The organism is Polynucleobacter sp. MWH-S4W17 (assembly GCF_018687535.1).
GTDB lineage: Bacteria > Pseudomonadota > Gammaproteobacteria > Burkholderiales > Burkholderiaceae > Polynucleobacter.
The window spans coordinates 1,003,877-1,017,486 of the sequence record NZ_CP061295.1 but is presented as its reverse complement, the minus strand read 5'-3'; the positions used below and the strand labels follow the sequence as shown (position 1 = coordinate 1,017,486).

At 45.1% G+C, this 13,610-nt stretch carries 17 protein-coding genes; 6 read left to right on the top strand and 11 right to left on the bottom strand.

The genetic code is table 11. The features are described from left to right. Positions 1-42 precede the first annotated feature (42 nt). The 4 genes from C2755_RS05315 to wrbA form a co-directional block, all read right to left on the bottom strand. Complete coding sequence (locus C2755_RS05315) at positions 43-228, bottom strand: hypothetical protein (RefSeq protein ID WP_072582447.1); 186 nt, start codon at positions 226-228, stop codon at positions 43-45. Between the two features lie 91 nt (positions 229-319). Then, on the bottom strand, positions 320-1,735 hold the full coding sequence (locus C2755_RS05310) for an FAD-binding oxidoreductase (RefSeq protein WP_215322218.1): 1,416 nt from the start codon (positions 1,733-1,735) through the stop codon (positions 320-322). 2 nt (positions 1,736-1,737) lie between these two features. After that, positions 1,738-2,121, bottom strand: coding sequence for a DUF2069 domain-containing protein (locus C2755_RS05305; protein WP_215322312.1), 384 nt, complete (start codon positions 2,119-2,121; stop codon positions 1,738-1,740). A gap of 17 nt (positions 2,122-2,138) precedes the next feature. After that, positions 2,139-2,747: an NAD(P)H:quinone oxidoreductase gene (wrbA, locus tag C2755_RS05300; protein ID WP_215322216.1), complete on the bottom strand. Its 609-nt coding sequence runs from the start codon at positions 2,745-2,747 to the stop codon at positions 2,139-2,141. Between the two features lie 22 nt (positions 2,748-2,769). Here wrbA and C2755_RS05295 point away from each other — a divergent pair, with 22 nt between their 5' ends. From C2755_RS05295 to C2755_RS05280, 4 genes are all read left to right on the top strand, one after another. Continuing rightward, complete coding sequence (locus C2755_RS05295; RefSeq protein WP_215322215.1) at positions 2,770-3,618, top strand: YhjD/YihY/BrkB family envelope integrity protein; 849 nt, start codon at positions 2,770-2,772, stop codon at positions 3,616-3,618. 78 nt (positions 3,619-3,696) lie between these two features. Beyond that, a complete protein-coding gene (locus C2755_RS05290; RefSeq protein ID WP_072582442.1) occupies positions 3,697-4,152 on the top strand; it encodes a CBS domain-containing protein in 456 nt (151 codons plus the stop codon). Between the two features lie 43 nt (positions 4,153-4,195). After that, complete coding sequence (gene aroC, locus C2755_RS05285) at positions 4,196-5,308, top strand: chorismate synthase (RefSeq protein ID WP_215322213.1); 1,113 nt, start codon at positions 4,196-4,198, stop codon at positions 5,306-5,308. A gap of 12 nt (positions 5,309-5,320) precedes the next feature. Further along, the gene (locus C2755_RS05280; protein WP_215322211.1) at positions 5,321-6,478 is read left to right on the top strand and encodes an MFS transporter; all 1,158 of its coding nucleotides are present in this window, start codon (positions 5,321-5,323) and stop codon (positions 6,476-6,478) included. Between the two features lie 13 nt (positions 6,479-6,491). Here C2755_RS05280 and C2755_RS05275 read toward each other — a convergent pair whose 3' ends face one another. Genes C2755_RS05275 through C2755_RS05255 form a run of 5 tightly spaced genes read right to left on the bottom strand, consistent with a single transcriptional unit; the run spans position 6,492 to position 10,103 of the window. Next, complete coding sequence (locus C2755_RS05275; RefSeq protein ID WP_215322210.1) at positions 6,492-7,286, bottom strand: peptidylprolyl isomerase; 795 nt, start codon at positions 7,284-7,286, stop codon at positions 6,492-6,494. Between the two features lie 47 nt (positions 7,287-7,333). Further along, positions 7,334-7,618, bottom strand: coding sequence for a BolA family transcriptional regulator (locus C2755_RS05270; RefSeq protein WP_215322208.1), 285 nt, complete (start codon positions 7,616-7,618; stop codon positions 7,334-7,336). Then, positions 7,615-8,163, bottom strand: coding sequence for a septation protein A (locus tag C2755_RS05265; RefSeq protein ID WP_215322206.1), 549 nt, complete (start codon positions 8,161-8,163; stop codon positions 7,615-7,617). The genes C2755_RS05270 and C2755_RS05265 overlap by 4 nt, the downstream gene beginning before the upstream one ends. A 24-nt stretch (positions 8,164-8,187) precedes the next feature. After that, positions 8,188-8,601, bottom strand: a complete 414-nt coding sequence (msrB, locus tag C2755_RS05260) for a peptide-methionine (R)-S-oxide reductase MsrB (RefSeq protein ID WP_215322204.1) — start codon at positions 8,599-8,601, stop codon at positions 8,188-8,190. A gap of 35 nt (positions 8,602-8,636) precedes the next feature. Next, complete coding sequence (locus C2755_RS05255) at positions 8,637-10,103, bottom strand: YdiU family protein (RefSeq protein ID WP_215322202.1); 1,467 nt, start codon at positions 10,101-10,103, stop codon at positions 8,637-8,639. Positions 10,104-10,157: 54 nt separating this feature from the next. On the opposite strand from C2755_RS05255, the gene C2755_RS05250 reads away from it, so the two are divergent. After that, positions 10,158-10,640, top strand: coding sequence for a PaaI family thioesterase (locus C2755_RS05250; RefSeq protein ID WP_215322200.1), 483 nt, complete (start codon positions 10,158-10,160; stop codon positions 10,638-10,640). Between the two features lie 2 nt (positions 10,641-10,642). Here the strand turns inward: C2755_RS05250 and C2755_RS05245 are convergent, their stop codons facing one another. Beyond that, on the bottom strand, positions 10,643-11,500 hold the full coding sequence (locus tag C2755_RS05245; RefSeq protein WP_215322198.1) for an NRDE family protein: 858 nt from the start codon (positions 11,498-11,500) through the stop codon (positions 10,643-10,645). 8 nt (positions 11,501-11,508) lie between these two features. Next, entirely contained in the window at positions 11,509-12,516 is a 1,008-nt protein-coding gene (locus tag C2755_RS05240; RefSeq protein ID WP_215322196.1) for a folate-binding protein YgfZ, read from the bottom strand. Positions 12,517-12,536: 20 nt separating this feature from the next. On the opposite strand from C2755_RS05240, the gene mltG reads away from it, so the two are divergent. Beyond that, positions 12,537-13,610, top strand: coding sequence for an endolytic transglycosylase MltG (gene mltG / locus C2755_RS05235; RefSeq protein ID WP_215322195.1), 1,074 nt, complete (start codon positions 12,537-12,539; stop codon positions 13,608-13,610).

The window sequence follows — 13,610 nt, the reverse complement described above, 5'->3', positions numbered from 1 at the left end:
AAAAAACCCTAAATAAATCAAATATTTAGGGTTTTTTAACAATCACTCAGGGTGAAAGTTATTGCTTGCCATGAAGCTAATAGTACGTTCGAAGCCAAGGATCCGGATATAACGCCAAGCAATATCTCGGTATTTACTGTCCAGGTAGCCAATAGCTACTTCAGGCGTCCTTGTGGACAAGTCGATCTCTTGAATTGCGCGGGCCCAACGTTTGAGTCTTGTTGACATATTTGTCACCTCCATGGCTATACAACGCATGGAAAAGCGGTCGAGATGACACGAATTACAAAATATTTATCAAAAAAAACAGCTGTTTTTCTTAAATGGAGACAACTTTATGGGGATTAAGGATATTTTGGGGGTCTAAAGCTCTTTTGAGGGTCTTCATGAGCTCGTGGGCAACTTCACCCTTATGAGCCCTTAAGCCCTCCAATTTGAGCTGTCCTACCCCGTGTTCTGCAGAAATGGAGCCATTACAGCGCTCGACCTGGGCATATACGAGCTCATGAATGGGCTTTTCATTGATTTCATTGAAGGTCTTGGGGTCTGTGCCCAAGGGTGGGGCAATGTTGTAGTGCAGGTTTCCATCCCCTAAATGGCCAAAATTGATGATTCTGACACCCGGAAACTTTGTCCTCATCAAGGCATCGGTTTCTTTGATAAAGCGATCAAGCGATGAGAGGGGGATGGTGATGTCATGTTTGAGGTTTGCGCCTTCTTCGGCTTGCGCTAGCGTAATGTGTTCCCGCATATGCCAAAAAGCATTGGCTTGACTTAAGTTGCTGGCAACAACGGCGTCGCTGATGAGTCCTGATTCAAATGCTTCCTCCAAAATGGTTTCCAGAAGTTGCCTGACATGATCCTCGCTCTCATGATCTGACAATTCAATCAGTACGGTAAATGGCGGCTTACCTTGCAGTGGATTTACCATCTGTGGAAAGTGTTTCTCATTTAAATCCAATGACTCCTGCGTCATCATTTCAAATCCGGTCAGAAGTGAAGTTGCCCGTTTCTGAAAGAGATTTAAAAGTGCAATTGAAGAGGCGATGGTTTCACATGCGACAAGGGTGGTCCATTGAGAGATCGGTAGTGGGTATAGCTTCATGACTGCAGCAGTAATGATTCCCAAAGTACCTTCAGATCCAATAAACAAGTCACGCAAATCGTAACCCGTATTGTCCTTGCGCAAACCTTTAACGCCATTCCAAATCTCACCTTTAGCAGTAACAACTTCAAGACCTAGACATAAATCACGTGCATTACCGTAGCGCAACACATTAGTTCCACCGGCATTGGTTGCTAAGTTACCGCCGATCATGCAACTACCCTCAGCACCCAGACTTAAGGGAAATAAAAATCCCTGCTCAGCAGCTTTTTCTTGCACGGCTTGCAAAATACATCCCGCCTCGAGTGTGATCGTTTGATTGGCACTATCGATTTCACGAATCTGATTCATGCGCTTGAGATTGAGGATGACTTGCTTACCGCTGTTATCGGGTGTAGCGCCGCCACAAAAGCCGGTATGCCCTCCTTGAGGGACTATAGCAACCTGGCTTGCGGCGCAGAGCTTGACGATATTTGCTACTTCAGTAGCATTACCGGGTAAAAGAACTGCAAGCGCTTTTCCCGTAAAGCGTTTACGCCAATCAGTTAAGTAGGGCGCTTTATCCCCATCTTGAGTCAGAATATATTTTGTCTCAAGGACTGTGGATAACTGATTGATGAAGTTTTGCATTTTTACTCCGCAGCCGCCTTTTTTATAGCCTTAGCTTCTTTTTTGATGGGCTTTAGATACATGAGTAAACAGACAAAGCCAATGGTCGACAAAATAGTTTCGAGGAGCGCAAGCCAAAAGTTAGCACCTGTTTCGAGAATGCGAACTAAGCCTTCGGTTGTATATAGCAATATCAACATTGAGGCCCACTGCATTGTGTAAACCCTTCCTTTCCATATCCCAGGAATAGCGAATAGCAAAGGGATGCCTTTCAGGATTAACCAGGATCCACCAGGTCGGAGAGGGGAGACGAACCACTCCCAACAGACACACAAGATAAATAAATCAATAAAAGCAGCTGTTGCTATAAGTTGGTATGGATTTTTGTCGAGACTCTTTTTTATCATGATGACTGCTGAATGCATTACCTTTTGTTTTGAAAAAGCATTAAGGCAGCTTCAGCTAAACGCTTACCCTGTGCCTTTGCTAGGCGCTGCTCTTCAGGGCTGATGGGCGCACGTCCATCGGCATGGGCGAGATGAGTTACTCCATAGGGACTGCCGCCTGTATTTGAAGACATGAGGTCAGGCTCGCTGTAAGGAATGCCCATCAGCATCATGCCGTGATGCAACAGTGGAATCATCATTGTTAAGAGGGTGCTTTCTTGACCGCCATGCATGCTGCCGGTACTCGTAAAGACGCAGGCCGGCTTACCAATTAAGGCGCCATTCAACCACTCTGAAGAACTACCGTCCCAAAAGTATTTCATCGGCGCTGCCATATTGCCAAAACGAGTCGGAGACCCTAAAGCAAGACCAATGCACTCCTTTAGGTCTGAATATTCAGCGTAAGGCGCTCCATCCTGGGGAACGGCTGCCTCAGTAGCTTCACAAACCGCAGAAATGGGGGGCACGGTTCTCAAGCGGGCATTTGCCCCTGGTACGCTCTCGATACCCTCGGCAATCAGGCGCGCCAGATCCTTGGTTGCACCATAACGGGAGTAGTACAAAACTAAAATATCGTGTTGGCTCATATTGATCTCTTATGATACGGCGATGCGCCTTATTCGTAACCCCCAATTATGGCTCTCTCTGGCTAAAGAGATCTGGGAGCGTAATCGCGGTCAAAATTTGAAGCAAATTGCAGCCAGCCTAGCATTTACAACAACTTTATCCATGGTGCCGATGGTCACGATCGCCACCATACTGATCGGCCACCTCCCACGCGTAATTCAAGTAAAAAATACCTTTAGATCCTGGCTTTTGGATACCTATATGCCAGGCGGCATTAATCAGCAGGCATTTATTTATTTAGAGCAATTCTCATCCCAAGCAAAAGGCTTAACCTATGTGGGCTTGGCCGGACTGATCATCACGACAATCATGACTTTAGCGGTGATTGAGGGTGCCTTTAACCAAATATTCAAGGTCACTGCAAGACGCCCTTTGTATAAAAAAATTGTGATCTATAGTGCGGCAACTATCCTAGGTCCAATCATGCTTGGCGTTGGCATTTACTTGAGTGGCGTTTTATTTAGTGCTTCAGAAGGCTGGATCAGCGCGGTATCTTTTGGCTTTCAACTGGTGGCCGCGATTGCCCCAATCTTTTTGGCCATTCTGGTCTATGCAGTGGTCTACAAAATTCTTCCTTACGCCAAGATTTTGTGGCAAGACGCCTTTACGGGAGCTTTTGTTGCAGCGCTTGCCTTTGAGCTAATGAAGTTTGGATTTGCCATTTTCTTGGGCAATACAGCATTCTATAAAACGGTATATGGCGCTTTTGCGATCTTGCCTCTCGGTTTAACGTGGATCTATATGACCTGGTGGATTACCTTAACTGGCGCGGTATTGGTGGCTAATTTGCCGGATATTCGAAGCGGTGTCATTAGGGTTATTCGTTACTAAAAGTTGCGCCTAAGCTCTTGATTCGCGGAGTTCTTGAGTCTATATTGGATCTATAAATACATTGTTTTCGGAGACCAAATGAAAGTTCGTGACATATTACGCGTCAAGGGAAGCACCCTTTTTACAGTAGCCCCTGATACGGCGCTGCAAACTGCAGTGCTAGTAATGAGTGAGCACGACATTGGTTCATTGGTGGTCATGGAGTATGACAAACTGGTTGGCATTCTGACCTTCCGTGAAGTTATTGCCGCTTTAGCTAAACATCACGGCAAGCTTGAAGGTCTTCAAGTAAATACTGTGATGAATCAAACACCTTTGACCTGCAATATGGAAACCGAGATTGATGAGGTTCGGCGCATGATGCTGGTAGACCATGCGCGCTATTTGCCAGTAGTCGATCAAAAGATGTTGATGGGCGTTATTTCTTTCTACGACGTAGCAAAATCGGTGGTGGAAGCCCAGGACTTCGAAAATACGATGCTCAAGGCCTATATTCGTGATTGGCCGGAAGATACTGAAAAAGCAGCTTCCTAAGTCGTTCTAGCCATCATTTTCCGACAAATGACATAATGTCGATATGTCAGGAAATACTTTAGGCCTACTTTTTACTGTTACCACTTTTGGTGAATCCCACGGTCCCGCAATCGGGGCGGTGGTTGATGGTTGCCCGCCAGGTATGAATCTTTCAGAAGCTGACATTCAGTTGGACTTAGATCGTCGCAAACCAGGTACATCTCGTCACGTTACGCAGCGCAAAGAAGAGGACAAAGTTGAGATCCTTTCAGGTGTGTTTGAGGGCAAAACAACAGGCACCCCTATTGCGCTACTAATCCGTAATACAGACCAACGCAGCCAGGATTATGGTGATATCTTGCAGACCTTTAGACCTGGTCATGCTGATTATGCGTATCAAAATAAATATGGCATTCGTGACCCCCGTGGTGGCGGTCGCTCATCCGCTCGCTTAACGGCGCCAGTTGTTGCTGCCGCTGCGATCGCCAAAAAATGGCTTCATGAGAAATATGGCACTGAGTTTTATGGCTATATGAGTCAATTGGGCGAACTTGAAATTCCATTTAAAGATTCCGCTCAGATTGACCGGAATCCATTCTTTGCCGCTAATTCTGAAATCATCCCTCAGCTTGAAGGCTATATGGATGAGTTACGTAAAGCAGGGGATTCTTGTGGGGCACGTATCGAGGTAAGGGCTCGTAATGTTCCTGTTGGCTTGGGTGAGCCTTTATTCGATAAGTTGGATGCCGATATTGCACATGCCATGATGGGTATCAACGCCGTTAAAGGTGTTGAGATTGGCGCTGGCTTTAAGTCGGTAGTTCAGCGCGGTAGCGAGCATGGAGATGAGCTTCATCCCGATGGCTTTGCAAGCAATAACTCTGGCGGTACTTTGGGCGGCATTAGTAGCGGTCAAGATCTGCGTGTTTCTATCGCAATCAAACCAACTTCGAGCATCATGAGCCCGAAGCAGTCTGTCGATTTAGATGGAAAGCCGATTACAGTTCAAACCAAAGGCAGGCATGACCCTTGCGTTGGTATTCGTGCAACACCGATTGCTGAAGCAATGTTAGCGCTAGTATTAATGGATCATGCTCTACGCCATCGCGCTCAATGCGCTGATGTACCAGATGCTGCGTCTATTCCAGCCTCTCAACCAGGCTCATTCCGCAATTAATTGGCTTAATCGATGACGCCTTCGCTACGCTGGGCCTTCGGGTCCTTTTTCTTTTTATATTTCGCTTATGTTGGGTTAGTTTCTCCATACGCTAGCCTGTTCTTTTTAGAACGGGGCTTTAGTGTTATAGAGATTGCTGCATTGATGTCTATGTTGCAGATCACCCGCATTGTTGGCCCTTTTTCTTGGGGTTGGTTATCGGACTACCTTTCTAATCGGATTAGCATTATTCGATTCTGTGCATGTCTTGCAGCGGTAGTTTTCTTATGCATTTATTTCTTGCATAGCTACATCGGATTTTTTATTTGGATGTTTGTGTTGCACACCATTTTGAGTAGTTTGATGCCGCTTGGTGAGTCAGCCACTATTCATGCCTTATACAAAGATAATTCCTTTGATAAGCGTTACGGACGCTTGCGTCTCTGGGGGTCTATCGGCTTTATTGCCATGGTTCTTGCTGCAGGAGAGCTATTCCAGCGCAAAAGCATTGGGCTTTATCCCATTGTGGGCACCGTTGTTTTAATTGCCCTAGCTCTTATTACTTTTTGTCTACACGAGCCCAAGATGGAGCGTCGCAAAATGGTGAAAGGGGAGTTATTGGTTGTGCTTTTTAATCCAGATGTTCGGTGGTTTTTAGTGTCTGGATTTTTTATGATCTTTGCCCACGCTGCTTTATATGTTTTTTACTCTCTTTATCTCTCAAACCTTGGGTACAACAAATTTCAGATTGGCCTGTTTTGGGCTCTAGGAGTTTTCGCTGAAGTCATTTTCTTTTACTTTCAAAGCAAGGTATTGAGTCGGTTAGATGCCGAGGTGATATTGCAGGCCGCCTTTGGAATTGGAGTAGTCAGATTTGCTTTAATAGCCTTCCTACCAATCACTTCCGTTTTGATATTGGCGCAATTAATGCATGCTGGCACTTTTGCTGCGCACCATAGTGCCGCTACAAAACTTTTGCAACGTTGGTTCACGGGCCCGGTACAGGCTAGAGGTCAAGCTTTGATGGCTACCATCTCATACGGTCTTGGCGGAACGCTCGGGGGGTTATGTGCTGGTTGGATATGGGAGGCATCTCAACCTAGAGATGTATTTGTAATGTCCGCATTTGCTTGCGGACTGGCGGGTATGGCGATCCAAAAACTCAGACCGCGACATTACCCCGCTAGATAGAGCTACCAGCTTTTTATTGAATCTTTGCCTTAGCGCGTAGTTTTTGCATCATTTCAGAGAACTTCGCCTTTTGCCAATTCTTATCAGAGATGATCATCTGCTTCAATTGAGCCTTCATTTCTTCAAAGCTTGGGGCTTGAATATCACGAGAGTCCATCACCTTAATGATGTGCCAACCAAACTGTGATTTCACAGGCTTATCAGTGATTTGCCCATTTTTGAGCTGCACCATTGCTTTAGAAAACTCTGGCACTAATGCTTTATCGCTAACCCAGCCAAGATCGCCGCCATTTTTAGCGGAGCCCGGGTCCAGTGACTTTGCTTTAGCGATATCTTCGAAATTAGCGCCCGCCTTAAGCTGCGCAGTAATTGCCTTGGCATCGGCTTCTTTTTCTACCAAGATATGTTCTACGTGATATTCCTTGCCACTGTATTGCGCCTTTGCAGATTCATAAGCGGCTTTCAGATCGGCTTCTGCAACACCTTCTTTTTCAACATAATCCTCAAATACGGCAGCTACTAAAACCCCTATACGCGCTTGCTCTAATTGCTCACGTACCATTTCATTCTGAATGACCCCGCGCTTGTCAGCTTCTTGCAGTACCAATTCACGGGTGACCAACATCTCACGAGCTTGATCGCGTACCTGAGGATTATCGGGCTGTCCTGAACGTTGAACTAGCTTATCTAATTGCACTTTAGGAATTGCCTTGCCATTCACGATGACGGCATTCTGTGCGATAGCATTTGCAGATAAAAGAGTGGTTCCAAGAAGGCCGATTGAGAGTATTTGACGTTTATTGATCATGGTTTTGATAATTAATTAAAAGGGAATAGAGCCATTCTAAAGTAGCCCTAGACAGCAACTTCGTCTGGGGCTAGGGCAGTAATGGTTAAAGCATGAATTTCCTTGGGAATATGGCGATTCAAGGCAGCATAAACAGCCCTATGACGAGCCACTAGGTTCAAACCCTTAAACTCTGAGGCGATGATTTCAAGTCGAAAGTGGCCGCCGCCACTAGCTGCGCCTGCATGGCCAGCATGAAGATGACTTTCATCTTCAATCTTTAAGGCTTGAACCTGAAAAGCTTTCCGTAGATCTTCATCGAAAGCGGCAATCCGTTGTTGATTGATGCTCATTCGCTTGGGTGCTCCATGTGCTTGGAGAGCCAAACTCCTTGAAGAATGACAAAAATTAATAAGAGGCCAGTACTGCCGAATAATTTAAAGTTAACCCAAGTTTCTTCTGAGTACTCAAAAGCAACATACAGATTGAGTGCGCCCATGAAGAAAAAGAATATAGCCCAAGCCACATTGAGGCTACGCCAAACTGAATGCGCTGATGCTGCTTTGAGCGTTACCTGCTTTCCCATTAATACTTGTATCCAATTCTTTTGAAAAAACTGAGCACTGATAAATAGGGCGCCTGAAAAGAGCCAGTAAAGCGCTGTCGGCTTTAATTGAATAAATGTTTTGTCATGCAAGAAGATTGTGAGGCTGCCAAACACAACAATCATGACAAGACTTATCCATTGCATGGCATCGATCTTGCGATGGCGGTAATAGACCCAAAGAATCTGTCCGATAGTGGCAACCATAGCTACGATAGTCGCTGTGTATATATCACCCAGCTTAAATGCGACAAAGAAGAGAATGATAGGGAATAGGTCGAATAAAAATTTCATAAAGTGATTATCCAGCTATTTAATTTATTCATCTGTTTTTGCAGGTATAGCGTTAGTGCCTGGCTCAAAACTCAAGGATGCAGAGTTAATACAGTAGCGCAAACCGGTTGGCATAGGGCCATCCTCAAATACATGGCCTAAATGCGCATCGCAATTTGCGCAACGGACTTCGGTACGAATCATGCCATGAGTAGTATCTCGAATTTCCTTAATAGAGGATGCAACTTCTGGTGCGTTATAGCTTGGCCAACCACAACCAGCGTCGAACTTGGTCTCTGATAAAAAGAGTGGCGTACCGCAGCAAACGCACTGATAGCGACCTTTGTCCCAGTGATCCCAGTATTTGCCAGTAAAAGGCCGCTCGGTTGCCGCTTCTCGAGTGACGCGGTACTCTATATCACTTAATGATTGCTTATATTCTTTATCTGTTTTTGTCATTTTGACTCCAATAATATGATTTTCCTATTAAACACCTATGAGGAGCAGCTTACTTCGACCATATCCATATCTGGTGGCGGAGCTAGCGAGTAAGAAGCAAATTCTGGCTGATCATCAAACGGGTTGCTTAAAATCTTAAGAATCTTTGATACCTCAGAAAAGTCTTTTTTCTGCGCCTGTTCAATGGCGAACTGGGCAAGATGATTTCGCAGGATGTATTTTGGGTTTACTCGATTCATTGCTAGGTGTCGCTCTGAATCATTGCTGGATTCACTCTGTAAGCGAGCTAAATAATCAACGAACCAAAGATCAATTGCATCACGGTCAATAAAATCATCTCTTAAGGAAATCTGCGAAATAGGCAGTTTTGACTTGAGCTTTCCAAGGTTGCGAAAGAAGTTCGTGAAATCCACCTTCGAATCATGCATTGCCTGCAATAACCGTTCAATCAGGGCGACGTCCCCATCTTGCTCCGTACTAAATCCCAATTTATTACGAAACAACGATTGCCAAGCTCTCGCATAAGTATTTGGGAACTCTTCAAGGGCTGAACGCAGTAGATCTTGGGCTTCTTTTTCACCGTGGCGGAGCTCAAGTAGTGGAATCATGGCGCTGGCCAAGCATGCCATATTCCAATGCATGATTTGTGGTTGACGATGGTAGGCATAACGACCACCTTGATCGCTATGGTTGCAAATATGGTCGATCTGAAACTGGTCTAAAAATCCAAAAGGGCCATAGTCAATAGTCAATCCAAGCACGCTAATATTGTCACTATTGAGAACCCCATGACAAAAGCCCACAGCCTGCCATTGAGCGACTAAATTAGCGTTGCGTGCGCAAATTCTTTTAAATAATTCCAAGTAAGGCTCATCAGTCTGTAGGGATTCTGGGTAATGTATTTCTATGAGGTAATCTGCGAGCTCTTTTAACCTTGCATGGTTTTGCAGTGAAGCGTAATGCTCAAAGTGGCCAACCCGAATAAAGCTTGGTGCTAAGCGAGCACAAACCGCTGCAGTCTCTAAAGTTTCTCTTCTGACGGGCATATCTGAGCCAACAATTGAAAGCGCTCTCGTAGTTGGAATGCCCAGAGCATGCATTGACTCGCTGCATAAGAATTCCCTTATAGACGAGCGCAGTACAGCACGACCATCACCCATGCGGGAGAATCGCGTTATCCCAGCCCCTTTAAGTTGTAATTCTTGGCTAGCAATATTGCCTAACAATATTGCGCGTCCATCACCCAGTTGACCAGCCCATACCCCAAATTGATGTCCGCTATAGGCTGTTGCCATAGGATTTGGAAATTGATGGTTGGCTGTATTTAAACCGTTACCAGACAATACCTCTAGCCATGTTTTATCTACGGGCAGATGATTTTCGTCCAGGTCGATACCCACCAATTTGGCGGAAGAGGGTGAAAATGCGACCCAGTAGGGATTGGGTATCGGGGTGGGGAGGGTTGCTTGGCAGGCATCATTGCCGCTTAAAGTAAAGGCCATGGAGGTATTCTAGGTGGATTTACTAAATCACGTGCATGGCTCTAAAATTAATCTATGAATAAACAAGTCCAAATGAATCCACAAGCACAATTAGCTAATTTAGGCGAAGAGTTGAATGTGCCCTTTTTAAAGCTTTTGGGTGTTCGTTGCTTAAGCGCTGAAATGGGCAAAGGGGAGATTTTGCTAGCCCTCAAACCCGAGCACAACAACACCTGGGAAGTAGCACATGGAGGCGTTTTGTTAACGCTAATGGATGTAGCTATGGCTGTTGCTGCACGTTCTGGAGATCCTGGTGATCGTAGTGTGGTAACCATTGAGATGAAGAATAATTTCATGCAAGCCGCTACTGGTGTATTAAGAGTTAAGGCTGATACCGTTCGCAGAACTGCAACGATGGCTTTTTGCGAAGCCAAGCTTTATAACGATCAAGGTGAAATTTGCTGCATGTCTACCGGTACTTTCAAGTACCTGAAGCGCTTAGTAGCTCGTAATGCAGATGGTGATCGAGTTATAAACGATGATGGTCGCTTTGAGTAATGCTAAACAGATAAATTTGAATCTGATGCAGAGCTAAGGACGCCCGTAACAACGTCATGACCTACAGTTCCTGAAGCGTCAAAGCGACGCTCCACCATCTCAAACTGACCGTCTTTCCGTACCCTCAAAACTGTACTTGAACGCGTTCCATAGGCGGGGGTTTTAATAAACGCGGGAGATAGTGCCTTCTCCCATTCACGACTAACCCCCGTGTTAGGAAGTTCGTTATCACTAGCGTGGTGCGTGTCTGCTAATAGCTTTAAATACGGATCTGCATTTTTAAGTTGCCCTTGATCCATAGCCAATGCCTGAGCAAATGCAGCTACACGGTGATTTACTTTTGGCCACGGAGTATCAAGCATGGCATTAGACAAACCATAAACTCCTGGCTCTAACGTTTGTTGTGGAAAAACTTTCCGCGGACGAATACTTTGCCCAATCATCATACGATTGCTGACCCAATGCATTTCGGCATTGGCTGGATCACTTAAATCCGCCATCAAAAGATTAAAGCCGTTGTATTGCTGAAAACGCTTTGCATTTCCTTGGATAAATTCCGAGGGGCGCTCATTACCGGTGAGGTACATCAAAGACAGTTCACCACGCGTTCTAGAATCAGGATTTTTTTCGCTAGGCGCTCGAACATTTGTTAAGGCTGCAAATTTTCCAGTTTTGGTAAATCCAAGCCAGGTGCCGGGATTACCCAATACATCAGCCCGATCTCTGCCTGCCAAAACATGAGGATGTTCAGACCACCAAGAAACGCCATCGGTATTGCGTTCGTAAAACTCATCACGGTTCGCCGCTACCACCAGTGAATATTCTGGGTGAGAATTCCAAGCGAAGAGAATAAGGCACATAAGGGGTATTAAATTTCGAGCAAAGGGTAGGGCAATAAATCTATTTTTAACACAGGTCCCTCAGGGCTACCAAGATGAATTTCCCCATTTTCAAGCGCCTCTAACTTGCACTCGACCTGAAGGTCAATGCGGTCACCATACCCTGGGGAATGTGCAGATAAAACTACCATTCCTGCTGGCTGGGAGGGGTCATTGGAGTGGAAAAGTTCAACGCCCGGCATGGGTAGGTTTTCATCTGAGCTACTGATATCTATACGGGCAATTTGTAGTCGACGCTTGATGGCGCCGCGATATTGACTGCGAGCAACGATTTCTTGGCCTGGATAACACCCTTTTTTAAAATCAACGCCGGCAACAGATTCAAAATTAATCATTTGGGGTACAAATTGCTCCTGAGTTGCTTGAACAATTCTAGGAATGGCACTTAAGACCTCAAGCTCATTCCATGTTTGAAGCATTTCATTAGAGTCGCGTGCACTTGATTGCTTATCAACGGGCATTGCAAATAAAAGACGGGCAACCGATTGATTATTTGCCAAAACATCGGGCATACGTAAAGCTATAGCACTAGGATCAAGCCTAAACTCGACAATCTGTTCCTCAGAACAATGTAGTCCAGAAATAATCCAATCCTCAGATACATCGGTAACTTTGACCTTTGAGCGCAGTACAAACATGGATAAACGTTTTGCTGTACTTGCAGCAATATCCTTCGAAATAAATAAAGCAAAGCGATCTTCGGCATTCTCGCCAGATGGAAACAATCCAAGCCATGCGCTTGCAAGCAACCTCCCTTTAGGGCTGCAATAACCTACTAGGCGGACACCTGAAAAATTTTGGGCCATTTGTCCGGGAAGGGTGCGGTTTAGTCCCAATACTGAATTTGTTAATTGATTTTGTAAAAAACTTGCAGCATCTGAGCCCTCAACCAGGATTAACCCCCACTGCGGCAAATTGCAGGGCAGGGAAGTAGGGTTATTTAGCCAGTTTTGCTCAATTTTGGGGGTATTTATCATGACCCTTTTATCATAGCCTGATGAGCAGAAAAATTCAGAGCAGATCTCTATTTATTAAGAAAAAGTCAAAAGATCGAGGTCTAAAGTATTGGTTGACCATTTTGTCAATCTTGCTAGGTCTAATTTATGGCGGTATTTTTTTACTGCCAGTGGTGCCCAACACTCCCAATGTAGATAGCGCGCCTGTTTATAAAGTGAAGATTAATCCGAATTCGAGCCTTTCTAGCATTGCCGATCAGTTTGGTGAACAAGGCTTATCGATCAATAAATTCACTATCCAGGTAGGAGCTAGAAGTCTTTTCGTAGGATCAAAACTAAAGCCAGGCACTTATATGCTCCCAGTGGGAGGAAGTCTCGGTAAAGTGTTGCTGCAAATTGCACGCGGGGATCGAGTGAGGGAAAGTATTGCGATTATTCCGGGCATGACTATTTGGCAACTGCGGGGCATCATCGATATGCACCCGGCTCTTATCCACCAAACCAAGGGAATGAGCAACAAGGACTTGTTGCAATCCCTCAATCTTAGCTATCCCAGCGACGAAGGACTATTTCTTCCTGATACCTATATATTTGACCCAGATGAACCGGATTTAAATATATATCGTAGAGCCGCACAAGCCATGCAAAAGCAACTAAACCAAGCTTGGGAGCAAAAAGAGTTTGGGCTTCCCTTAAAAACACCCTATGAACTCTTAATCCTGTCTTCTATCATCGAAAAAGAAACTGGCCGCGCAAGAGATCGGGATATGATTTCCGCTGTATTTATAAATCGTCTCAATAAAGGAATGTCTCTCCAAACGGACCCTACGGTTATCTACGGAATAGGCACTAAATTTGATGGAAATTTGCGGAAAGCGGATTTACGCAAAGACACTGCCTACAATACCTATATGCATAAAGGTTTACCTCCTAGCCCCATCGCAATGCCCAGCAAAGAGTCTATTTTGGCTTCTGCGCATCCTGCTAAAAGTGAGGCCTTATTTTTCGTGGCAAAGGGCGATGGTAGCAGTCACTTTTCTCAAAGCTTAAAAGAGCATGAGTCAGCAGTAGACCAGTATCAACGCAAAATTCCGCCTGGAAAGGGCGCCAACTAA

Excerpts from the sequence above, each read along its gene's own strand:
- C2755_RS05240 (WP_215322196.1), bottom strand. The coding sequence starts at position 12,516 with ATGATAAATACCCCCAAAATTGAGCAAAACTGGCTAAATAACCCTACT.
- C2755_RS05245 (WP_215322198.1), bottom strand. The coding sequence starts at position 11,500 with ATGTGCCTTATTCTCTTCGCTTGGAATTCTCACCCAGAATATTCACTG.
- aroC (WP_215322213.1), top strand. The coding sequence starts at position 4,196 with ATGTCAGGAAATACTTTAGGCCTACTTTTTACTGTTACCACTTTTGGT.
- msrB (WP_215322204.1), bottom strand. The coding sequence starts at position 8,601 with ATGACAAAAACAGATAAAGAATATAAGCAATCATTAAGTGATATAGAG.
- wrbA (WP_215322216.1), bottom strand. The coding sequence starts at position 2,747 with ATGAGCCAACACGATATTTTAGTTTTGTACTACTCCCGTTATGGTGCA.
- C2755_RS05265 (WP_215322206.1), bottom strand. The coding sequence starts at position 8,163 with ATGAAATTTTTATTCGACCTATTCCCTATCATTCTCTTCTTTGTCGCA.
- C2755_RS05315 (WP_072582447.1), bottom strand. The coding sequence starts at position 228 with ATGTCAACAAGACTCAAACGTTGGGCCCGCGCAATTCAAGAGATCGAC.
- C2755_RS05255 (WP_215322202.1), bottom strand. The coding sequence starts at position 10,103 with ATGGCCTTTACTTTAAGCGGCAATGATGCCTGCCAAGCAACCCTCCCC.
- C2755_RS05305 (WP_215322312.1), bottom strand. The coding sequence starts at position 2,121 with ATGATAAAAAAGAGTCTCGACAAAAATCCATACCAACTTATAGCAACA.
- C2755_RS05275 (WP_215322210.1), bottom strand. The coding sequence starts at position 7,286 with ATGATCAATAAACGTCAAATACTCTCAATCGGCCTTCTTGGAACCACT.
- C2755_RS05290 (WP_072582442.1), top strand. The coding sequence starts at position 3,697 with ATGAAAGTTCGTGACATATTACGCGTCAAGGGAAGCACCCTTTTTACA.
- C2755_RS05295 (WP_215322215.1), top strand. The coding sequence starts at position 2,770 with ATGCGCCTTATTCGTAACCCCCAATTATGGCTCTCTCTGGCTAAAGAG.
- C2755_RS05310 (WP_215322218.1), bottom strand. The coding sequence starts at position 1,735 with ATGCAAAACTTCATCAATCAGTTATCCACAGTCCTTGAGACAAAATAT.
- C2755_RS05250 (WP_215322200.1), top strand. The coding sequence starts at position 10,158 with ATGAATAAACAAGTCCAAATGAATCCACAAGCACAATTAGCTAATTTA.
- C2755_RS05270 (WP_215322208.1), bottom strand. The coding sequence starts at position 7,618 with ATGAGCATCAATCAACAACGGATTGCCGCTTTCGATGAAGATCTACGG.
- mltG (WP_215322195.1), top strand. The coding sequence starts at position 12,537 with ATGAGCAGAAAAATTCAGAGCAGATCTCTATTTATTAAGAAAAAGTCA.
- C2755_RS05280 (WP_215322211.1), top strand. The coding sequence starts at position 5,321 with ATGACGCCTTCGCTACGCTGGGCCTTCGGGTCCTTTTTCTTTTTATAT.